This is a genomic window from Listeria sp. Marseille-Q6474, from assembly GCF_946902005.1.
Classification (GTDB): domain Bacteria; phylum Bacillota; class Bacilli; order Lactobacillales; family Listeriaceae; genus Listeria; species Listeria innocua.
The window spans coordinates 1,734,703-1,755,535 of the sequence record NZ_CAMPPS010000001.1 but is presented as its reverse complement, the minus strand read 5'-3'; the positions used below and the strand labels follow the sequence as shown (position 1 = coordinate 1,755,535).

General features: G+C 37.4%; 26 protein-coding genes. 1 reads left to right on the top strand and 25 read right to left on the bottom strand.

The window, feature by feature from the left end; translation table 11 throughout:
- Positions 1-63: 63 nt before the first annotated feature.
- The gene (locus tag OC533_RS08765) at positions 64-1,254 is read left to right on the top strand and encodes a multidrug effflux MFS transporter (protein ID WP_194323902.1); all 1,191 of its coding nucleotides are present in this window, start codon (positions 64-66) and stop codon (positions 1,252-1,254) included.
- A 131-nt stretch (positions 1,255-1,385) separates the two neighbouring features.
- Here OC533_RS08765 and OC533_RS08760 read toward each other — a convergent pair whose 3' ends face one another.
- The 25 genes from OC533_RS08760 to OC533_RS08640 all read right to left on the bottom strand — a co-directional run bounded on the left by OC533_RS08760 (position 1,386) and on the right by OC533_RS08640 (position 20,783).
- Positions 1,386-1,895, bottom strand: coding sequence for a DUF2545 family protein (locus tag OC533_RS08760; protein WP_194323900.1), 510 nt, complete (start codon positions 1,893-1,895; stop codon positions 1,386-1,388).
- A gap of 218 nt (positions 1,896-2,113) precedes the next feature.
- Entirely contained in the window at positions 2,114-2,593 is a 480-nt protein-coding gene (locus tag OC533_RS08755) for an SMI1/KNR4 family protein (protein WP_010991448.1), read from the bottom strand.
- Between the two features lie 174 nt (positions 2,594-2,767).
- Positions 2,768-3,868: a redox-regulated ATPase YchF gene (ychF, locus tag OC533_RS08750; RefSeq protein ID WP_003722138.1), complete on the bottom strand. Its 1,101-nt coding sequence runs from the start codon at positions 3,866-3,868 to the stop codon at positions 2,768-2,770.
- Positions 3,869-4,015: 147 nt separating this feature from the next.
- On the bottom strand, positions 4,016-5,482 hold the full coding sequence (locus tag OC533_RS08745; protein ID WP_010991449.1) for a catalase: 1,467 nt from the start codon (positions 5,480-5,482) through the stop codon (positions 4,016-4,018).
- Positions 5,483-5,631: 149 nt separating this feature from the next.
- On the bottom strand, positions 5,632-5,835 hold the full coding sequence (locus tag OC533_RS08740; RefSeq protein ID WP_077904843.1) for a DUF951 domain-containing protein: 204 nt from the start codon (positions 5,833-5,835) through the stop codon (positions 5,632-5,634).
- 6 nt (positions 5,836-5,841) lie between these two features.
- Positions 5,842-6,693, bottom strand: coding sequence for a ParB/RepB/Spo0J family partition protein (locus OC533_RS08735; protein WP_194323898.1), 852 nt, complete (start codon positions 6,691-6,693; stop codon positions 5,842-5,844).
- Positions 6,686-7,447 carry a ParA family protein gene (locus OC533_RS08730; protein ID WP_003722150.1) on the bottom strand — a complete coding sequence of 254 codons (762 nt, stop codon included), beginning with the start codon at positions 7,445-7,447 and terminating at the stop codon, positions 6,686-6,688. Before OC533_RS08730 ends, OC533_RS08735 begins: the two co-directional genes overlap by 8 nt.
- Before the next feature lie 224 nt (positions 7,448-7,671).
- Positions 7,672-8,430, bottom strand: a complete 759-nt coding sequence (locus OC533_RS08725) for a helix-turn-helix domain-containing protein (protein WP_077957546.1) — start codon at positions 8,428-8,430, stop codon at positions 7,672-7,674.
- A gap of 165 nt (positions 8,431-8,595) precedes the next feature.
- On the bottom strand, positions 8,596-8,895 hold the full coding sequence (locus OC533_RS08720; RefSeq protein WP_033838389.1) for a hypothetical protein: 300 nt from the start codon (positions 8,893-8,895) through the stop codon (positions 8,596-8,598).
- 11 nt (positions 8,896-8,906) lie between these two features.
- On the bottom strand, positions 8,907-9,761 hold the full coding sequence (gene noc, locus OC533_RS08715; protein WP_194323896.1) for a nucleoid occlusion protein: 855 nt from the start codon (positions 9,759-9,761) through the stop codon (positions 8,907-8,909).
- Between the two features lie 180 nt (positions 9,762-9,941).
- Positions 9,942-10,748 carry a MurR/RpiR family transcriptional regulator gene (locus OC533_RS08710; protein ID WP_003772775.1) on the bottom strand — a complete coding sequence of 269 codons (807 nt, stop codon included), beginning with the start codon at positions 10,746-10,748 and terminating at the stop codon, positions 9,942-9,944.
- Positions 10,732-11,637, bottom strand: coding sequence for an ROK family protein (locus OC533_RS08705; protein ID WP_010991452.1), 906 nt, complete (start codon positions 11,635-11,637; stop codon positions 10,732-10,734). Before OC533_RS08705 ends, OC533_RS08710 begins: the two co-directional genes overlap by 17 nt.
- Positions 11,638-11,661: 24 nt before the next feature.
- Entirely contained in the window at positions 11,662-12,108 is a 447-nt protein-coding gene (locus tag OC533_RS08700) for a PTS sugar transporter subunit IIA (RefSeq protein WP_003764438.1), read from the bottom strand.
- A gap of 12 nt (positions 12,109-12,120) precedes the next feature.
- On the bottom strand, positions 12,121-12,777 hold the full coding sequence (locus OC533_RS08695; protein WP_194323894.1) for an HAD family hydrolase: 657 nt from the start codon (positions 12,775-12,777) through the stop codon (positions 12,121-12,123).
- Between the two features lie 62 nt (positions 12,778-12,839).
- Complete coding sequence (locus OC533_RS08690) at positions 12,840-14,246, bottom strand: PTS mannitol transporter subunit IICB (protein WP_194330363.1); 1,407 nt, start codon at positions 14,244-14,246, stop codon at positions 12,840-12,842.
- 33 nt (positions 14,247-14,279) lie between these two features.
- Entirely contained in the window at positions 14,280-15,281 is a 1,002-nt protein-coding gene (locus OC533_RS08685) for a Gfo/Idh/MocA family protein (RefSeq protein WP_033838374.1), read from the bottom strand.
- Between the two features lie 19 nt (positions 15,282-15,300).
- Positions 15,301-15,996 carry an N-acetylmannosamine-6-phosphate 2-epimerase gene (locus tag OC533_RS08680; RefSeq protein WP_070752210.1) on the bottom strand — a complete coding sequence of 232 codons (696 nt, stop codon included), beginning with the start codon at positions 15,994-15,996 and terminating at the stop codon, positions 15,301-15,303.
- 201 nt (positions 15,997-16,197) lie between these two features.
- A complete protein-coding gene (rsmG, locus tag OC533_RS08675; RefSeq protein WP_003772767.1) occupies positions 16,198-16,914 on the bottom strand; it encodes a 16S rRNA (guanine(527)-N(7))-methyltransferase RsmG in 717 nt (238 codons plus the stop codon).
- 162 nt (positions 16,915-17,076) lie between these two features.
- Entirely contained in the window at positions 17,077-17,343 is a 267-nt protein-coding gene (locus tag OC533_RS08670) for a hypothetical protein (RefSeq protein ID WP_003764445.1), read from the bottom strand.
- 1 nt (position 17,344) lies between these two features.
- On the bottom strand, positions 17,345-17,710 hold the full coding sequence (locus OC533_RS08665; protein ID WP_003772765.1) for a hypothetical protein: 366 nt from the start codon (positions 17,708-17,710) through the stop codon (positions 17,345-17,347).
- Positions 17,703-18,986, bottom strand: coding sequence for a DUF2974 domain-containing protein (locus OC533_RS08660; RefSeq protein ID WP_194323891.1), 1,284 nt, complete (start codon positions 18,984-18,986; stop codon positions 17,703-17,705). Before OC533_RS08660 ends, OC533_RS08665 begins: the two co-directional genes overlap by 8 nt.
- Positions 18,986-19,375, bottom strand: coding sequence for a DUF1310 domain-containing protein (locus OC533_RS08655; protein WP_185484579.1), 390 nt, complete (start codon positions 19,373-19,375; stop codon positions 18,986-18,988). The genes OC533_RS08660 and OC533_RS08655 overlap by 1 nt, the downstream gene beginning before the upstream one ends.
- Positions 19,376-19,502: 127 nt before the next feature.
- Positions 19,503-19,889, bottom strand: coding sequence for a DUF1310 domain-containing protein (locus OC533_RS08650; protein ID WP_194323889.1), 387 nt, complete (start codon positions 19,887-19,889; stop codon positions 19,503-19,505).
- 99 nt (positions 19,890-19,988) lie between these two features.
- Positions 19,989-20,378, bottom strand: a complete 390-nt coding sequence (locus tag OC533_RS08645; protein WP_070752200.1) for a DUF1310 family protein — start codon at positions 20,376-20,378, stop codon at positions 19,989-19,991.
- A 24-nt stretch (positions 20,379-20,402) separates the two neighbouring features.
- On the bottom strand, positions 20,403-20,783 hold the full coding sequence (locus tag OC533_RS08640; RefSeq protein ID WP_194323887.1) for a DUF1310 domain-containing protein: 381 nt from the start codon (positions 20,781-20,783) through the stop codon (positions 20,403-20,405).
- Positions 20,784-20,833 lie beyond the last annotated feature (50 nt).

Genomic DNA, 20,833 nt, shown 5'->3' with positions numbered 1-20,833 from the left:
CCACCATTTCCCTGTGAAGGATGTTTTTTTCCCAGATAAATAAATTATTCAGGAGAGTTTTTTATGGAAAAAAACATCGAAACAAAGAAAATCAATTTGGCATTACTTGTTTGTCTTGTAGGGTTTCCGCAAATTAGTGAAACTATTTATACACCTTCTTTAACCGAAATTGCTAAGGGCTACGGGGTATCGTTAAACCTGGCTCAGATGACTTTAAGCATTTACTTTCTTGCTTTTGCAGTTGGCGTGTTCTTTTGGGGTGTTAGTTCGGATTATTTAGGACGACGCAAAGCAATGAATTATGGGATATTCATCTATATTCTTGGTTGCTTAGTTTGCCTTCTTTCAAATAATATTACTATGCTTTTTATTGGCCGATTTGTTCAAGCATTTGGGGCAAGTACGGGTTCTGTTACAACACAGACGATTTTGCGCGACAACTATCACGGCAATGATCGCCACCATTTATTTGCAAAAATCTCGGCCGCTTTGGCATTTTCACCAGCAATTGGGCCATTAATTGGTGGGTTTATCGGACAATATTACGGCTTTCGCGTGGTATTTTTATTTTTAGTAGTTATGGGAATGGTATTGCTGTTCTGGAGCTTAAAACGATTACCAGAAACAAAGACAGCGAACGCTACCTCCTTTAGTGTACAGAAAATGGCAGTAATTGGTAAAAAAATGATATTTGACCGCTATACAATTGCTTTTGGGGTGCTAATTGGGATTTTTAACGGGATATTATTTAGTTACTACGCTGAAGCTCCCACTATTTTTATTGAGAGGTTTCATTTTAATCAGAGTCAGTATGGCTTTATGGGTTGCGCAGTGGCCGTTTCAACTATATTAGGTGCTTGGCTATCGAACTGGCGCTTAAAGCAGAACTCACCTCATAAAATCATTCAAGAAGGTATTTTATTAGCCCTTATCGGCACACTAGCTCTTAGTATGGTCGCGATTTTTCCGCTAATGAGCCAAGTTGTATTGTATATTATTTTCATCTCTATTATCTTGGCAGGAATCGGCATGGCTTTACCAAATTGTTTAAGTCTAGCACTAGTAAAATTTCAAGAAGTTGCAGGTACGGCTGGTGCCTTTTTAAGCTTAGGTTATTATGTAATTGTCAGTATTTGTACTTTCTTCATTGGCATTTTGCATTCGGGGTCAATGCTTGTATTTCCCGCATTCTGCCTAGTATTACTTCTAATTGCCTTGCTTTGTATAAAAATAGCTACTAGAAATTCTCGCTAAAAAAACCGGAACCGTTTCTAACTTGAAGCGGTTCCGGTTTTATTTTAAATGTCATCCCAATTTAAAAATATTTTATATTTCCCGGGGAATAAAAAAAGTATTAAACTCCTAAAAGTCTAATACTTCTTTGATTAAGCTAATTCTCCATCCATGCTTTCCATTTGAGCAAGGAAGGCTTTTTGCCATTTCTTCTCGTTAAGGAATTCAATTGGAAACTGGGGATCGATTGTATTTAGGATTTTAGCCCAAGCGTCTGTACGTAATGAAGATGCTTGGCGAATCGCTATTACAAACATTATTATTGTTCCGGCAATTAAAAACAGAACTAAAAAAATACCTACAATGATTGTAGCTGGGAAATTTTGGTTTATTGCAAAAAAGTACGTTAGATAGCCTAAAATAAATGCTACTACAAAGAAACTACCGATAAAAGCAAAAGTCTTTTTACGGCTACCTCTATATGTAGAAATACCTAGAGCTTTTTCCAGCAAAGCCATTTGACGAATTGGGTTATTTTTCTTTTCAACTTGAATACCATATCTATCAATTAGTAAATGCGCTGCTGTTCTCTCCTCTTTGTTATTCTTTGGCATAATGACAAGAAGAACAATTAAAAATGCTATAACCATTAATTGTATCAAAATAACACTCCTATAATAAAAATTTATAGTTAATTATAGCATTATTACGCCCCTGGCAAATTGTATATTTTGTGAATTAATTATCGCGAGGAACTCTATAGAAGTAAATAAACTCTTGACAAAGCAACTTTATACTGTAATTGTTTCACATGAAACATTTAGTTCTTAATTTTGGCATCACTAAAGTAACCTAGCGTTTCATCCGTAAATTGACACTCTTACCCCAAATCAGTTAAAGATAGTTCTATTTCTTCCAGTAAAAATTCGCCAAAACTATTAGCAACAACTTTCTTTTCTGTATTGTCTTTGAATGATAAGTTAGTTTCAACTATTACAGGCTCGCCCTCACTCCCAATAATTGAAGTGTCTATCGAGAAAATCGAACCATATCCTGAATTTTTTATCATAATCATCTCTTTATTTATATCCCCAAATGTACGCGCCTGCTCTGTTGCAAACTTGACATCAGGTATGGATGCCGCACTCAAGCCTCGTTTAGAGATACCATAAAAAGATACACCATTAAAAGTTAACGTCCCATATTTTTCTAAAAAAAGCTTATATGTCTCTGGAAATTCGTTTCCTAAAGCATCTTGGTAAATTTTAATTAATTCAGGTGTTCCAGTACCACTAGCATGAAACGTTATTCCACTTAAAGTTATTAACCGATCTACTTCCTCAAGAAAACTACTAGCCATCATATACACTCCTAAACGAACTTTTATTGTTTTAAGATACTTTTATTATATCACTCTAGGTGTTTATAAAGCTTGTAGAATTCGCGAAAAATATTACAAGAATCGCACTATTTCTATAAAAAAACAATCTTTTGACGCATCTGCTCATCAAAAGATTGTTTCACGTGAAACATATTAAACGTTAAAGCGGAAATGAACGACATCTCCATCTTTCATTTCGTATTCTTTACCTTCTAAGCGTACTTTACCAGCTTCTTTTGCTGCTTGTTCTGAACCGTATTCAAGTAATGCATCATAGGCAACAACTTCAGCACGAATGAATCCACGTTCGAAATCAGTATGAATGATTCCGGCACATTGTGGAGCTTTCATTCCTTTGATGAAAGTCCAAGCGCGAACTTCTTGAACACCTGCTGTGAAGTAAGTCGCTAAGCCAAGTAATGTATACGCAGAACGAATCAATTGGTCTAAACCGGATTCTTCAATTCCAAGCGCTTCTAAAAACTCAAGCTTGTCTTCATCTTCTAACTCAGCAATTTCTTCTTCAGCACGAGCACAAACAACGATAACTTCGGAGTTTTCACTCGCAGCGAATTCACGCACTTGTTGGACATATTTGTTATCGTCCGGGCTAGAAACGTCTTCTTCACTTACGTTAGCTACATATAAAACAGGCTTTCTTGTAAGCAAGAAAAGGTTACGAACGATTTTTTCTTCTTCTTCATTAAATTCAATTGCACGAGCTGGCTTATCATTTTCGAAAGCCTCGCGTAATTTAACTAAAACATTATATTCAGCGACCGCGTCTTTATCTTTTTGTTTAGAAAGCTTCTCAACACGCCCAATACGCTTCTCTACTGTTTCTAAATCCGCTAAGATAAGTTCTAAGTTAATCGTAGAAATATCATCCAGAGGGTCTACTCGGCCTTCTACGTGGGTGATGTTTTCGTCATCAAAACAACGAGTTACGTGACAAATTGCATCCACTTGGCGAATATGAGATAAGAATTTGTTTCCTAGTCCTTCGCCTTTACTAGCACCTTTTACAATTCCAGCTATGTCTGTAAATTCAAAAGTAGTTGGAACGGTTTTTTTCGGTTTTACAAGTTCCGTTAGTTTATTTAATCTGTGGTCAGGAACTTCAACAATTCCTACGTTCGGGTCAATCGTTGCAAACGGATAATTCGCAGCCTCTGCTCCTGCTTTTGTGATTGCATTAAAAAGTGTCGATTTCCCAACATTAGGAAGCCCGACAATACCAGCTGTAAGTGCCATTATATATAAACTCCTTTTCATTAACTTCATTTTGAAACGCCCGTCAAATGGACATTTTTTCACTAACGTATATTATAAAGGTTTTTCAAATAAAAAGCCACCCACCAAAAAACGAAAACCCTAAAAGGATTTTCGTTTTAAGCTTACTCATTTTAAATCTGCTACATGTTCCTCAAGATTAATACCAGTCCCATCAGCCACTCGATTAGCGAATTCTGGTTCTATTTGGTAGAAGTTTCGCAAATTGCGGATTTTAATATCATCGCGAACGCCAGACCAATCATCAACAATATTTTTCACAAGCGCCGCACGTTCAGCATCTGAATAGCGGTCCCATACTTCTTTTGCATGCCCAAAGTTATTTGGTTTTTCAGCAATAAGTCGGCCAGAAATATCCCCACGAATTTCTTGTTCTTGTTCAATAAAAGCTGGATTTTCTTTTGGTTCAGTCTCGTAACTATTTGGCTCATAATTAATTGAACTCGTTTGTTGTTTAAACGGCATATAGCCATCACGTTGGTTGTTGGCAACAGGTGCTTTCGGGCTATTAATTGGCAGTTGCAAGTAGTTAGGACCTACGCGGTGTCTTTGAGTATCGGAATAAGAGAACAATCTCCCTTGAAGTAAACGGTCCTCAGAAGGAAGCATACCACGAACAAGTACCCCTGGATTAAACCCAACAGATTCAGTCTCTGCAAAAATATTATCCGGATTTCGATTAAGTGTCATTGTCCCTACATGTTCATATGGGAAAACGTCCTCGAACCAATCTTTTGTTGCATCTAATGGGTTAAAATCAAAGCTGTCTAAGTCTTTCGGATCTAGCACTTGCACATATAAATCCCATTCAGGGTAGTCCCCATTTTCAATTGCTTCATACAAATCACGGCTCGCATGGTTAAATTCTTTTGCTTGAATTTGCGCAGCCTGCTCGGTGGAAAGGTTCACAATTCCTGCTTTTGGTACCCAGCGTAGTTTTACGTAAACAGTTTTCCCCTCTTCATTAATCCATTTAAACGCATGAACACTAGAGCCACGGATTTCGCGGTAAGAAGCCGGAGTTCCTTCATCACTAAATAAATACATAATCATAGTTGTAGCTTCAGGACTCAAGCTAAAGAAATCCCAGTAGCGGTTACCATCTTGAATATTCGTGCGTGGATCAGGTTTCAGAGAATGAATAACATCCGGAAACTTAATCGCATCACGAATGAAGAATACCGGCAAGTTATTTCCGACAAAGTCATAATTTCCTTCTTCAGTATAAAACTTAACAGAGAATCCACGCGGATCACGTAAAGTTTCTGGTGAATGTTGACCATGAATTACCGTTGAAAAACGAGCAAAAACCTCTGTTTCTGTCCCTTCTTCTTGTAAAAAATTAGCGATAGTATATTTTTTCATGCTTTTTTTAGTGACAAATTTCCCGTGCGCACCAGCACCTCGAGCATGCACAACTCGCTCCGGTACACGTTCTCTATCAAAATGCGCTAATTTCTCAATTAGAACATAATCTTCTAATAAAGTTGGTCCTTTAAGTCCCGCAGTCATCGAATTTTGGTTATCGCCAACTGGCGTGCCTTGGTTCGTTGTTAAATTTTTTCTCTCTGTCATATGTAAATACCTCCAATAAAATACTATATCATTTTAATTATAATAATTATTAAATGATACTATTTATATTTTAAAGAAGAAAATACTAAACTTCAACTAAAAGGCTTTAAAAAAAAGAGCAGACGACTGTATAAATCGTCTGCTCTCTATTACTCTTCAGCCTTAACTAAAATTTTCTTTACTTTTCGTTCAAATTCACGTCGAGGAATCATGACGCTATGTCCGCAACCTTCGCACTTAATCCGAATATCCATACCCATACGAATAATCTTAAATCGATTGGTACCACAAGGATGAGGCTTTTTCATTTCTACTATATCATTTAAATCGAAATGCTTTTTTTCCATAAACATCACAACCTATTCATCATCAAACTGAATATCTAAAATCTCTAAAATACGATCCAAATCATCATCTGATAAAAACTCAATTTCAATTTTACCTTTTTTATCACGACGTTTAATCGAGACAGCCGTACCAAATTTATCACGTAATTGACTTTCACTTTCACGAATAAAAATAGGCACTCTGGCAGGCTTAATTGTTTCACGTGAAACATTTTCGTTCAAGTTGTTCACAATATCTTCCAGTTGGCGAACTGTTAAACCTTGAGTCGCAGCCTTTTTAGCTGTTGGGATAATATTTTTCTTAAGTTTCAAACCTAGCAACACTCGGCCATGTCCGGCTGACAACGAGCCATCGCGTAACATTACTTGAACTTCTTCAGGCAATGTCAAAAGACGTACAAAGTTAGCGATATATGGTCTACTTTTCCCAACGCGTTCTGCTAATTTGGCTTGCGTTAAGCCCAATTTTTTCATAAGGAACTGATATGATTCAGCTTCTTCAAGTGGAGATAAATCTTCACGTTGTAAGTTTTCAATGACGGAAAGCTCCATCATCTCTTCTTCGGTTAAATCACGTACAACCGCTGGGATTTCTTTTAATTTAGCTTCTTTTGCTGCGCGGTATCTGCGTTCACCAACAACAATTTCATATCCTTTATCTGTATTTCTTAAAATAATTGGCTGTAAAACACCGTGGATTTTAATGGAATCACGTAATTCATTGATTGCTTTCGTATCAAAAATTTTACGTGGTTGATATGGATTTGGCTTAATTTCTTTGATAGCGATATTTTGTACTGTTTCTTCATTCGTATCGACATTGTTAAATAGCGCATTAATTCCTTTACCTAGACCTTTAGCCATGTGCAACCACTTCCTTTGCTAATTCTAAATAAACTTCTGCCCCTTTTGATTTTGCATCGTACAACAAAATCGGTTTTCCGTGGCTAGGTGCTTCACTTAAACGAACATTACGTGGGATGATTGTATTAAATACTTTGTTTTGGAAGTATTTTTTCACTTCTTCTATTACTTGAATACCTAGATTTGTTCTAGCATCAAGCATTGTTAGTAAAACACCTTCAATTTGTAAATCCTCATTAAGATGCTTTTGGACGATTCTTATTGTATTTAGTAACTGGCTTAACCCTTCTAACGCGTAATACTCACATTGAACAGGAATCAAAACAGAATCTGCGGCTGTTAAAGCATTTAAAGTCAAAAGCCCAAGTGATGGCGGACAATCAATAATTACATAGTCATAATCATCACGAATTGAGTCGATTGCTTTTTTTAATCTAATTTCACGTGAGATAGCTGGAACTAGCTCTACTTCAGCCCCTGCAAGTTGAATTGTAGCTGGGATAACATTTAGATTATCTAAATCTGTTTTTTGCAACACATCTTGAATCGCCACATCATCAACCAATACATCATAAATGCAGTGTTCGATTTCACCTTTATTTACACCAACACCACTTGACGCATTTCCTTGTGGGTCAATATCTACTAGTAATACTTTTTTACCTAAAAAAGCTAGGCTAGAGCTTAAATTAACGGATGATGTCGTTTTACCAACCCCACCTTTTTGGTTTGCTAGTGCAATCACTTTGCTCAATCTTTTTCACCAACCCTTATTTTGTACCGAGATTTCCGGTTCTTTTATCTTCTATTCTACCAAAAGATTTTCATTTAGTCTTACAAAAAGTAAAAATAAATTGAAATTCGTATTTTGAAAGCTTAAAAATGGTGAAAATGATATTCTCAAAACCTAGAAATGTTTCACGTGAAACATTTTAAAATAAAAAAAGCAACCAACCTAAGCTGATTACTTTTCTATCTTCAATCTACAGAGAATGTTGTCTTAACACCTAGAACCGTGCAGACTTTTTGATACATTCGCAGAGTCAAATCTGGATCCCCTGCTTCTAAACGACCAATAATAACAGGAGATAAATCTGATTTAAGTGCCAAATCTAGTTGCGACCATTTCTTCTCCATTCGCTTAGAGAAAATATATTTACCTAGGCTTGCTGAAAAACTATCTAAGTAATGAGCAATGCCTTCATTTGCTAAAGCTTTATTTTTTAGTGTTTCGAATTGATAGTCTGCGTGACCAATACTTGTTTCTGCTTCGATACGACGTAAGAATACGCGTTTGACTTCTTCGCGGTAAGCGCTCATTTGATCAGTGAACGGGTTTTTATCTTTAAAATAGCCTTTAACGAAGCAATAATATGTTTCATCTCCACTAAATGCAGTGAAGTAAATTAAACGACAATTTTTATCTTTAAAATGTGCTTTCATTTCTTGAATCGGTTGGTCTACAGTTGTTTCCACTCGAGTTGTTTGCAGTGAGTAAGCTTGACTTTTACCGATAATTAAATGGACATCGGGGAGAATTTGCTTACCAGTGCTGAGTTTTCTTGTTTCTGCTGTTTCTAGTTGTAACAGGCCTTGAAATACTAAAGTGGCCATTAGTGGTTCTTCCACAATTAAATTTTGTAAGAAATCATACGCTTGGAACTCATTTTGTTCATCTTTCACAAAAATGATCTTTGCCATTCGTTTCGTGATTCCACCCAGAGTTGAGTGAATCACTCCCTCCTTTACAACTTTACCTAATTCTATTGTACTTTTTTCTGCTCAAAATTGCACTTATTTTCTCTAATTTTTGTAAAACCGTAAGAAAGTTTATATTCCACTCAAATCGAGTTGGTTTAAATTAAAAAAGAAAAACCCTGCTTTAGTAAGCAAGGTTCGTAACTATTTTTTCGCTTCTTTCGCGATTTGGTACCAACTGTAAATCTTCACGATCGCAAAGAACGTATAGCCAAACGCGATGAGATATGCCCCGTAATTAATTAATAGAATATTGAAGCCACTTCCCCATCCAGACTCTTCTGCTACGGCTACTGCTCGGGCATAGGGGCTGGTGAAAAAGTAGGTAATATATAATGGATTAAAACTTATAATAGCACTTGTAATCGCTATTACGAAAGATGGAAGTACCATCAAACAACTAATGACACCAACTGCATGTCCAATTATCTTCAAAAACCTCACTGCTACACCTCTTATTTCTTTTTAGGAATTTGAATGGTAATTTGATAAAAATCATCTGTCTCTTCTTCGGTGAAATCTAGGTCCATTCCGTTATCTTTAACCATTGTGACCGACTGTTTAATCGTGTTCATAGCGATACGTACGTCACGACTAATAGCTTGGCGTTTTGGTTTGGTTTTTTTAGTAGCTACTAGTTTTTTCACGCCTAAAATTTCTTGAATTCTTGCTTCGGTTTGTTTGACGTTCCAGTGATTTTCTTCTATTTCTTGTAAAAGGCTCACTTGCTGTTCTTCCGTTTCTAAAGCTAATAAAGAACGAGCATGGCGCTCTGAAATTTGTTTGTTAAGAACGGCTTCTTGGATAGTTTCTGGTAGTTTTAGAAGACGCATTTTGTTTGCGATGGCAGACTGGCTTTTCCCGACACGTTGCGCAAGGGCTTCTTGTGTCACGTCCTGCATGTCTAGCAAGCTCCGATATGCTTTTGCTTCTTCAATGGGCGTTAATTCTTCACGTTGCAAGTTTTCAATTAACGCTATCGCAGCTACTTCTTCATCATCTAAATTCTGAATAATTGCTGGGATTTTTTCCAATTTCAAAGAAAGTACAGCACGAAAACGGCGCTCTCCTGCAATAATTTCATAATAATCCGGTTCCATTTCTCTAACCACTATCGGCTGAATAACACCGTGAATTCGGATAGTGCGAGCAAGCTCATCAATTTTATCTTGATCAAATACTGTCCGTGGTTGGAATTGGTTCGGGAATATTTTATCCATAGGAAGTTCTAGTACGCGTTGTACTCCTTCTTCTACTATATCATCCATTTGATTCTTATCTTTTTTTCCAAATAAACGTGAAAAAGGCATCTGGGTCCTTCCTTTCCGGAAAATCTTGGGCGCTTCTTTAAATATGTTACTTATCCGCAAGTCTCTTAAACTATTTTAGCAGAAATGTCAGAGAAAAACACGCTTATTCTACAGTTTAAATGCGAAAAAATAGACAGAGCTGCTAAAATTCCCCAGTTCCATCTATTTTCCTAATTTATCTTAATGAAATTCGTCCGTTACCGTATTGATAGTTTTTTCCATATTTTCTCGGTAAGATTCATTTTGTAGTAGCATCATCGAAATAATGTCCATCACATACATTATCGAAAACTGGCTGTTGGCAAAATATCTTTTACTTACGAATAAAGTATTGTAAACCGGGATAGTTACGTCGCTGATTTCGGTCATTTCACTATTTTCAAAACTTGTAAATGTAGCTACTTTACTTTTGTTTTTCTTAGCGATTTTTAGCGCCGTGACTAGCTCTGGGGTATTCCCTGAATTGGAAATACCGATAACGAAATCTTCTTTTGTTGTAATCGAGCTGGTGATAATCATCATATGCGGATCGTTAACACTAATAACATTTAACCCCATCCGAATAAGTCGCTGTGACATCTCAACAGCTGTGAGCCCCGAACTTCCGACGCCGCAAATATAGACACGCTTAGCTTCTTGAATATACTGCACCACTTCACGAATCTTCGCTGGTTCAATCAGCTTCACCGTATTATCAATCACTTTATGGTAAAACGAATAAACCTCTTCAAAAAGGTCATCATAACCAAGTGACGGAACCATTGTCGCTGCCGTATTAACCCGCATTTTCAAATCCACAAAACTATCACAACGCACATGGCGACAAAATCTCGTTATCGTCGAAATGGATGTGCCGGTTTCTTCAGCTAGCTCTTTAATATTAATATTCTTGAGTTCATCACTTTTTTCTAAAATATATTTCGCGATTTGCTTTTCTTTATTCGGTAATCGATTGTAATTTTGCTGAATTTCATTTAAAATCGTCATCTTTTTTGGCCTCTTTCTGGTTTAAGAAATGATAGAGCGCACCAATCATCCCTGCTTCATTTCCCAGCTTTGCGAAAGTAAGATCTGCTGTATCGAACATTGGTGAGATTAATTTAGCTGAAATAGCTTTTTTTAGGCGAGGTTTGAAGAATGACTCTTCTTCCATTAATCCCCCACCAAGCACAATCACTTCTGGGTTGAAAATATAGATTAAGTTTACTACACCTTCGACTAAATTCTCAATCCATTGCTCTATTTCGGTCAGCACAACCGCATCTCCGCTATAAGCCCATTCCATGATTTGACGACCATTTAACGCATTTTCCTCGATATTTTTTCGCGAGGCAACTTGTTTAATTAATGCTTTTGTTGAAGCCACATCTTGGAATTTTCCTTGCGAAAGCTGCATATAGCCCACTTCACACGCTGTAAAAGAGTAGCCATTTATTAGTTCATCATTTAAAAGCATTGCTCCACCGATACCAGTACCAATTGTCAAACAGAGCACGCTCGTTCGTCCCCGTGCTCCGCCTAACCAAAACTCGCCAAGACAGGCCGCGTTTACGTCATTTTCTACTGCGCACGGAAGGTTAAATCGGTGCTCTAATTCTGCTTTTATTTCTGTCCCTGTGTATTCGGGAATTGTATAGCCCGCATAAATGATATTGCCGTTCAGAGGATCTACAACACCCGCTGAAGCAACACAGACGCCCGCTATGCCCGTTTTTTCCTGTTCGACAATCTGAATAAGCGCCGGCATGATTTGATTCGCTCCGTCGCTTATAGGGGTCGCACAAGACATAAGCTCACCTATCCGCTTGCCTGCTTGGTTAAACTTGGCATATTTAATACTAGTTCCGCCAATATCAACACAAAGATAATTTTCCATTTCTTCACCTCTTTAGTGAAATTATTATCCTTCTTTTGTTAACTCCTCGTAAAATGCCTGCTCTGAGTTCGCTGCAATCAAACGAGCTACTTTTTCCTCGTCCATGAGTACTTCAGCAAGCTCCGACAATACTTCTAAATGGCTTTCTGAATCTGTTGCCGCGAGCGTAATAATTAGTTTCACTGGGTCGAACATTTCACTCCCAAAATCCACGCCGTCAGCAAGTGTTGCGAAGGTTAAACCGCCGCGAATGACGCCAAATTCTGGTCGCGTATGTGCTAGGGCGATATGTTTAGCAATCACTATATATGGTCCATTATTTTCTACACTTTGAATCATTCCGTCGATATAGCTTTCTTTGATGGCACCTCGCTCTAGTAGAAGTCTCGCGGACGTTTGGATGGCTTCACGCCAATCTTTTGCTTTTAAATTTACCTCAATATCTTCCAAAGTTACTCGGTCCAATAACATGCTCGTGCCCCCTTATTTATTATATTTAGCTATTATTTCTGTTAAATCTACATCCGCCAGCGACTCTCGTTCCATATAATTCGGCGTTAAATCGCTATGTTTCGTTACTTCATTTGGGATGACAAGAACATTTACACCTGCACTATTCCCCGCCAAAAGGCCATTGCGCGAGTCTTCTACGATAAGCGCCTCCGAGGGTTTTACATTAAGCGCTCTTAAAGCTTCTAAAAATAAATCTGGTTCCGGCTTAATTCGTGTAACATCCTCGGCTGTAATAATTGCGTCAAAATATTCGAGTAAACCTAGTCGTTCCAAATGATAGAGCGGTTTTGGTCGCTGCGATGATGTCGCAAGCGCTAACTTTAAGCCGCGCTCTTTTAATCCACGAATAAAACTTTCCACGCCTTCTTTGGCTGGTAAGCTTTTACTATTTTCAATGAAAGTTGCTTGTGTTTCTGCTTCGAATACTTGGCGATTAATATCCATTTGCTGCGTCTCATTTAATTCACGGAATAAATCGTCCACATTAGATCCGACGCACTGTAAAAATTCCTCAATAGAAAGATCATAATGTTGTTTTGTTTTAAACCAATCTTTAAAAATTTCGTACCAAACTACTTCTGTATCAATAACAATTCCATCAAAATCCATTACAACTGCTTTTAACATCATTTTCCTCCTACCCACTTTACTATTCAAAGCGCTCCTAAAAAGAAGCGCTTACAAATAAGTTAATTCTTTTGTTCTCGGTCTGCAACTATTTTATCTATTAGTTCTTGATATTCTGGTGCGCCGAGGTAATCCGTTATTTCCACATAATACGCATCTGGTTGCTTTTCTTTGGCTCGGTCGATAAGGGATTTATGCGTCACGACCACATCGCATTCGGTCGGCAATTCGTGGATGGCGATGTGGAACACTTTAATATCGTCTAAGCCAGCGTTTTTGATTTTTTTCTGCAGCACGGTCGCGCCCATCGCACTGGATCCAAGCCCAGCATCGCAAGCATAAGCGATTCTTTTAACATTTTTAAAATTAAAATCATCTACTGGAGTTTCGAAAACAGAGGAAATGCTACTTTTTTTGCCTTTAAGACCTTCCATTTTCTTCGCCGCGTCTTGTAGTTCTGAATCTTTGTTCCCCATGCGTTTAATAAATGGTATGGCGGTAATGAATGTAACAAGCGCCGCACATAGCACCGCGATAATGATTTTAATATGATCGCCGGGTGCTGCCATCATCATGATTGTGATAATACTACCAGGAGAGGCCACACCAACAAGTCCCGCATTTGTCATTGTTAAAATAAATGTTCCTGTCATCCCACCAAGAATTAGCGGTAAAATAAGAATTGGATTCATTAAAACGAATGGGAAGTAAATTTCGTGAATACCACCAAATAGGTGAATAACACTTGCCCCGTAGGAAGATGCTTTGGAGTTTCCTTTACCAAAGAACATATAACCGAGTAAAATTCCAAGACCTGGTCCAGGATTTGATTCTAGTAAGTAAAGCACCGATTTTCCTGTTTCGGCGAGTTGCAAGGTTGCTAGCGGACTAAGAATACCTTGACCGATCGCATTGTTTAAAAATAAGACTTTAGCTGGCTCAATAATTAAAGCCGTTAGTGGGAGCAAATGATTGTTAATTAACACATCCACGCCACTTGCTAATACTTTTGTTACAGCTTCGACCATTGGAGCAATTGCCACATAAGAAAATAGTGCTAATCCCGCTCCAATTATCCCAATCGAAAAGTTGTTAACTAATAGTTCAAATCCAGCTGGAATTTTTCCATCAATACGTTCATCAAATTTTTTAAGTACCCAAGCAGCAAGCGGACCCATTATCATTGCGCCGATAAACATGGTTATATCCGAACTAATAATTGCTCCCATTGTTGCAACGGTACCAATAACTCCTCCTCGGTAACCGTGAACCGCTCGACCTCCAGCAAAGGCAATAAGCAGTGGTAACAAGTAATTAAGCATTGGTGCGATAAAGCCTTTTAACATCTCAGAGCCTGTTGCGACCCCAATCGCCGTTAAAATCCCCCAAGCCATAAAAGCTCCCAAATTCGGAATGACCATACCACTTAGCTTACTCCCAAACTTCTGTACATGTACCCGAATAGACATATTTCCCCCTCCAATCATATGTGTGGCGCTATTTTATAGTGATACTTCTTTTCCTTCAGCAATGGAACGTTCAATCGCATCTACTACTCGTAAGGAATCATACGCTTCTTTTGGTGTAATGATTGATTTTGTGTTATTCGCAACGTTATTAATAAATGCCATCACTTCTTCTGCCAAATCGCCGGAAACTTCGCCATTTGTATAATACCAGTGTCTTGAATCCGGATAAGACACCCCTTTTTCACTAACAAAACGAACGCCGTGATCACATGAGTCTACATATGCTACGCCTTTTGTTCCGACTAATTCAAGTTTGTCGTCAATGATGGTTGGCGAGTTTTCTGGTAGCACCCAGCAAGCTTCAAGACAAGCAATTGCGCCATTTTCGTACGTAACAATGGCATAGATTACGTCATTCATGCCGTATTCTTTAAGTAAAACACTGCGGCTTTTGGCGATAACTTTGACTGGCTCGCTATCCATGTACCAGTTAATATAATCAATATCGTGAATCATTACGTGCATACTTAAATCAGAAGCACCTATGTAACGCTTTGGTCCAGTAATTGGGCTGTTACGACGACAATAAAGATGAATAATATCGCCTAATTCGCCGTTATCGAGGCGCTGTTTAATCATATTGAAACGAGGATCAAATCTGAGTAAAAATCCAACTGTAAATACTTTATCGTAGTCTTTTGTCAGTTCATACATTGCTTTGCCATCTTCTAGTTCTTTTGCAAGTGGTTTTTCAAGTAAAATATGTTTTTTGTGTTTTACAGCTTCCTCCACACAATCACGGTGCATATTATCAGGTAAAACAATGCTCACAGCTTCAATCTCAGTATTTGCTAGGAGTTCGTGGTAGTCTTTATATGCTTTACACTGAAATTTTTCTGCCATTTCTGCGCGTCTTTCATCGTTAAACTCACAAATTGCCACTAACTCAACTTGCGGAAGTTTTTGATAAATTTCTGCATGATACTGCCCCATTTGTCCAACACCAATTACGCCAACTTTGATTTGCTTTGTCATGTCACTTACCTCTTTCTTCTTAGATTTTTTTAATTTCATTTGTAAAGCGGGTGGTTATTTCCTGTGGCCGAGTTACTGCGCCGCCAACAACGACGGCATAACAACCTAACGTAAGAACTTGTCGTGCTTTACTAGGCGAATCGATTTTCCCTTCTGCAATTACTGGGCGCTTCGTACTTTTCAATACTTCTTTCATATGGGAAAAATCGTCGTCGCTGATATTTTTATTCGCTGTTTCCTCGGTATAGCCGTAAAGTGTCGTGCCAATTAAGTCAAAGCCAAGGGAATCAGCGTAATAAACGTCTTCAATACTGCCTGTGTCTGCCATGAAAAGCGTGTTTGGAAACTCTTTTCGAATGGCGCTTAGTATGTCTTTGAGGTCTTCGTTATGTGGTCTTTGTCTCGTTGTCGCATCCATCGCAACAATTTCTGCTCCCGTTTCACATATTTCTCTGACTTCTTTTAAGGTTGGTGTGATAAATACGTCGGAATCATCGTAATCTTTTTTGTAAATACCGATCATTGGGACATCCACCTCGCTTTGAATTGCCCGAATATCTTTTGCGGTATTTGCTCGGATACCAACAGCACCACCTTGAACTGCGGCCAGAGCCATTTTCGACATAATAAATGCACTATGAAGTGGTTCGTCTTCTAGAGCTTGGCAGGAAACCACTAACCCGCCTTTAATTTTTTCCATAACAGAATTACCCACTGATACTCCTCCTCTATACTGTGTTTCAGTGTAAAGTATGCGTTTTCAAACAGACTATATCATAAGAAAATGATTTTATCAATATCGATTAAATGAAAATGATTTTCATATTTGGGTGTGGTTGCTTATGGAAACTAGCTTTAAAAAATGACGTTGCTGTTAAAAATAAAAAGTCCTTTCGTTTGAAAGGACTTTGTTAGTTTATTCGATTGGTAATTTGTTGGGTGTTCCGGGTTTGCGCGGATATTTATTAGGGGTTTCTTTTGTTTTAGTGATGACGTAGATGTTTCGTTCGCTTTCTTCTACTGGTAATGCGAAAGCGAAATGTTCCTCGACTTTTCCGCCGAATAGTTTGATGGCTTTTTCGGCTGTTTGCAGCTCTTGTTCGGCTTGGGCTGCTTTCATTACTAGGAATGAACCGCCTTTTTTTACAAGTGGCATGCACAGTTCGGATAATACGCTCATTCTTGCTACGGCACGTGCGGTTACAAGGTCGTATTTTTCGCGGTGCGCTTTGTTTTGCCCAAATGTTTCGGCGCGATCATGGTAGAAATGCACATCGGTTAGGCCTAATTTTTCTGCTAGCGCGTCAAGGAAAGTCATGCGTTTTTTCAAGGAGTCTACGATGCTTACTTTTAGATGTGGGAAGCAGATTTTAATTGGGAGACTTGGAAAACCAGCGCCAGCCCCGACATCACAAATAGTATCGAATTTAGTAAAGTCTACATAAAACGCGGCAGAAATAGAATCGTAAAAGTGCTTTAAATATACTTCTTTTTCGTCGGTAATAGCTGTTAAATTCATTTTTTCATTCCAGTCTACTAACATTTCGAAGTAATCATGGAATTGTTTCATTTGGTCGTCGCTTAGTTCTATTCCTTTTTCAGCGAGCGCCATTTGGAATTGCTCTGGATTCATATTTTTTCCTCACTTTATTTTCGCGATTTTTGCCGTGTTTAGGATGATAGACGGGTTTGGTTTATACTTTTAAACAGGCTTGTACCGTTGATTTTCTATATTTTTAGCTCATTATTTTCAAGTATAAATATTTTCGTGCTATTTAGCAAGCTCGTATTACGTTTAACAATTATCAAACTTGTTGGCATTCTCTTTAAAACTTTTTTTGGCTTGATTTACCCATTTTCCTTTTGCTGTGGTGGAAAGTCCATCTATGTAACCCTGACAATTGCTTTTGATATCGGCTATTTTGTCCCGCTTGATCATTTTTAACATCCGTTTGCGATTTTCTGATGTTGCATGAGTTTGACTCGCCACAAACATCCCAATAAGATTTTTTTCTAGATTTCTGCGTGACTCTAATAATTCTGCTTTTAGTTTATCTATCATGTTATAGATCACGATCCTTTTTTAGCTGATGTAGTTCTTCTTCATAAGAATTCGCTTGTTTCTTATAAAGTGCTTGATGCTCTTCGTGTTCATTTTCTAGTTTTGTTAAAGTGTTTTTTACTGTCCAATCGCCTTCTTCTTGGATAGAACTGATTAAATGGTAGGCTTTTTGCAAGTCTTCAGATGTTTCGTAAGCTCTTTTTTGATGGATGTACCTGATTTGTTCAGAAAGGTTTTCTAGTTCTTGGTGAAACCGCCATTTTTCTTGGGATGCATCGTCCATCGCTTCATCCAATTGACGTCTTTTTCTATTAAACTCATCGTCCAAATTTTCTAGTTTTAGCAGTAGTTGTCTTTGTTTATCCATACATGCTCCCTATCTGTTTGGCTAATTCTTGGTCGGTTTTTAGCTGGCTTTTTATCGCTTCGTTGATTTGTTCTAGTAATTTATCATATTCTTGCTCTATCTTGGTTGCTTCGACTAAGGATTTTTCGCAATCTTGCACTGTGTCTATCACAATTTTCGGCTCAGTCGCCCCGCCCCAAGCAAGGGCGGCGAGTATTTCTGACTCAGATAGATTGGAGCCGATATCCCTTGCATCTGAAAGCGTATCGCGCCACAACTCTTCAGCATTCTCGATTTCTTTATCAAAAACATCTTTTAAAGCTCTAATTTCGCCTTGAATCGTTTGTTTCATCCCTTGCGTAATTGCTAGTGCTTCCGCTGCATCCAAGAATATTTCTTCGGATGAGGATAAGCCACCACCGCTTTTTGTAAAACTGGTTCGCATGATGTTGATTGCTGCTAATTGTTGAGCTGTTGCGTATTTGGCTAATTGAAGGCTGCCTTCTTTATTTGTTAGGATGTTTCCTTCTTTGTCAAACTGATAACCACCCCACATATGCCGCTCAACCAAACCAGCTTTTTTCGACTCAACCTCTATTAAATGACCAATTGTCGGGTCTCCAATACCATAACCAATTGCCACATAATCCTTCCTATCAATAAAATTAAATAATCTATCTAAAGCGTTTATTGCTTTTACTGTGTCTTGTTGTTTTGGCGTTAGGTTGGAGTAGATATTCGGACCTTGGTAGAAGAAACCGCCGCTGATGCGTTTGATGTCTTTTTTATCTAAGTCTGCGATAGCGTACTGGGCGTTCATGGATCCTAAAGAATGGCCGTATACATAGATTTGGGCGTTTGGGTAGAGTTTCATTGTTTGTTTTAAGGTTTCTGAGGAGGATTTTAGTTGGGGTGTTACTGTGGATCCTCCGCCATGTGTAATTTGGATTGCGGTTGGAATATCATTTAAGCCCCAATCCGTCCACACATCAAGACTATCCTTATGAAACGGCGTAAGACCACTTGCCAGAGTGGGCGCAGTGGAACCTCTGTAAAGAATTGTTAACTCTTTTACTTTGCTTCTCTCAGTATGGGAAGCTGTGGGTGGCGTGTATTTTTCTGTGATGATATAGGTTTGCTGTCCGGCTGCTTTGTTGTTGATTGTTTGGGATACGATTCCGATTGACTTCCTTTCTTCATTGTTTTTTGAGATAGTTACTTCTTCTGTAAGGTATAGATCATCATACTCTTTTCGCGCCAGTTTCATTCTTTCGTAATCGTTATTCGGTAGACTCATTAATATTCCTCCCAACGACCTAACAGCTTGGAAAGTTTTCCAGCTATACTTGCGCTTCCACACTCTAATTTGCCATTAAATTTATCCAAAGTGTATTTTATATACAATTCTGGATTTTCGTTTATGATTACTGTAACATTAATACCTCCCATAGGATTGTGATTAATGCTTTTTTCATAAATTTCATATGATTGAATTACGCCTTCTTCAGTAAATGCTTTTGTATCTAAATCTTTTAAGTCTGTGTAAAAAGCATTTTTCGCTTCATCACTATAAACTATATTCATCATTTCTTTATTTAATCTCTCTTCATCCATATAGAATTTCACCCCTAAACCAAAAATGGTTATTACTGTAATTGCTACTACTATTATCCATCTCTTTTTCAACTTTTCACCTCTGTTGTATGATTTTTATTTGTAGGTCTATTTTATCACATGTTAGAAATTTTCACTTTCTTTTTTTTCAGTCTTTTAAAGTTTGTTTAATTTCTTAGTTAGTATTGGCTGGACTATCTTAACTCCCTTTAAGTTCTAATTTCTTTGTAAGGTCTTTAGATATGCTAGCGCCACCACCGTCTAATTTGCCGTTCTGTTTTCCTAAAGTATAGGTAATATACCACTCTAAATCCTTATTTATAATTAAAGTAACATTTATTCCTCCCATTGGATTTCTCTCTATACTTTCTTTATTAATTTCATATGATTGAATTATACCTTCTTTCGTGAATGCTTTTGCATCCAAGTTTGTCAGCCTCTTTTCGAATACTTCTTTTGCTTCATCACTATAAACCACTTGCTTCATTTCTTTATTTAATTTCTCTTCATCCATATAAAATTTTACCCCTAAACCAAAAATAATCATTATTACAATTCCAAATAGTATTATCCATCTCTTTTTCAAACCTTCACCTCTGTTGTATGACTTTTTATTTGTAGGTCAATCTTATACATGTTAGAAGTTTCCACTTTTTTTCAGTTTTTGGTAATTATTTAATCAAAATCATTCTTGTTCCCAACGACCTAATAGTTTAGAAAGCTTTTCAGATACAACTGACGCACCACCACTTAATTCTCCATTAGAATTGCTCATAGTATATGATACATTCATTTCTGTATTATTATTTATTATTAACGCAACTTCTATCCCGCCCATTGGATTAGATTCTATGCTTCCCTCATCAATTTTGTACGATTGAATTATGCCTTCTTTAGTAAATGCTTTTGCATCCAGATTTGTTAATCTTTTTTCGAATACTTGTTTTGCTTCATCACTATAGACTATTTTTATCATTTCTTTATTTAATTTCTCTTCATCCATATAAAATTTTATCCCTAGACCAAAAATAATCATTATTGCAATTCCAAATAGTACTATCCATCTCTTTTTCAAACCTTCACCTCTGTTTTTATTTTCTTAGTTGTCTAATAATTTTTCTAATTTTGCAGAATTTCCGCCACCATCATCAATTAGTTTTTTATCATCAGCTTTATTCAATGTAAAAAAAACATATAACTCAGAATCTCCATTAACATGCAAAGTAACATTTATTCCTCCCATAGGGTTTTGTTTGATACTTTTCTCATCAATTTCATATGTGTTAATTACACCATTCCCAGTCAATGCTTTAGCATCCAAATTTTTCAACCCATTTTTAAAAACGCTTTTCGCTTCATCACTATAGACTACTTTCAACATTTCTTTATTTAATTTCTCTTCATCCATATAAAATTTTACCCCTAAACCAAAAATAATCATTATTGCAATTCCAAATAGTATTATCCCTCTCTTTTTCACACATTCACCTCTGCAGTATGTCTTCTTCTATGCAATCCCATTCTACCTTA

Bases quoted from the DNA above. Each gene is read 5' to 3' on its own strand.
- OC533_RS08660 (WP_194323891.1), bottom strand. From the start codon at position 18,986: ATGAGTCTACCGAATAACGATTACGAAAGAATGAAACTGGCGCGAAAA.
- OC533_RS08685 (WP_033838374.1), bottom strand. From the start codon at position 15,281: ATGACAAAGCAAATCAAAGTTGGCGTAATTGGTGTTGGACAAATGGGG.
- OC533_RS08705 (WP_010991452.1), bottom strand. From the start codon at position 11,637: ATGGAAAATTATCTTTGTGTTGATATTGGCGGAACTAGTATTAAATAT.
- OC533_RS08765 (WP_194323902.1), top strand. From the start codon at position 64: ATGGAAAAAAACATCGAAACAAAGAAAATCAATTTGGCATTACTTGTT.
- OC533_RS08745 (WP_010991449.1), bottom strand. From the start codon at position 5,482: ATGACAGAGAGAAAAAATTTAACAACGAACCAAGGCACGCCAGTTGGC.
- ychF (WP_003722138.1), bottom strand. From the start codon at position 3,868: ATGGCACTTACAGCTGGTATTGTCGGGCTTCCTAATGTTGGGAAATCG.
- OC533_RS08690 (WP_194330363.1), bottom strand. From the start codon at position 14,246: ATGTCTATTCGGGTACATGTACAGAAGTTTGGGAGTAAGCTAAGTGGT.
- OC533_RS08665 (WP_003772765.1), bottom strand. From the start codon at position 17,710: ATGGATAAACAAAGACAACTACTGCTAAAACTAGAAAATTTGGACGAT.
- OC533_RS08670 (WP_003764445.1), bottom strand. From the start codon at position 17,343: ATGATAGATAAACTAAAAGCAGAATTATTAGAGTCACGCAGAAATCTA.
- OC533_RS08755 (WP_010991448.1), bottom strand. From the start codon at position 2,593: ATGGCTAGTAGTTTTCTTGAGGAAGTAGATCGGTTAATAACTTTAAGT.
- noc (WP_194323896.1), bottom strand. From the start codon at position 9,761: ATGCCTTTTTCACGTTTATTTGGAAAAAAAGATAAGAATCAAATGGAT.
- OC533_RS08700 (WP_003764438.1), bottom strand. From the start codon at position 12,108: ATGTTATTGGACCGAGTAACTTTGGAAGATATTGAGGTAAATTTAAAA.
- rsmG (WP_003772767.1), bottom strand. From the start codon at position 16,914: ATGAATCCAGAGCAATTCCAAATGGCGCTCGCTGAAAAAGGAATAGAA.
- OC533_RS08710 (WP_003772775.1), bottom strand. From the start codon at position 10,748: ATGACGATTTTAAATGAAATTCAGCAAAATTACAATCGATTACCGAAT.
- OC533_RS08740 (WP_077904843.1), bottom strand. From the start codon at position 5,835: ATGTTTATGGAAAAAAAGCATTTCGATTTAAATGATATAGTAGAAATG.
- OC533_RS08735 (WP_194323898.1), bottom strand. From the start codon at position 6,693: ATGGCTAAAGGTCTAGGTAAAGGAATTAATGCGCTATTTAACAATGTC.
- OC533_RS08695 (WP_194323894.1), bottom strand. From the start codon at position 12,777: ATGTTAAAAGCAGTTGTAATGGATTTTGATGGAATTGTTATTGATACA.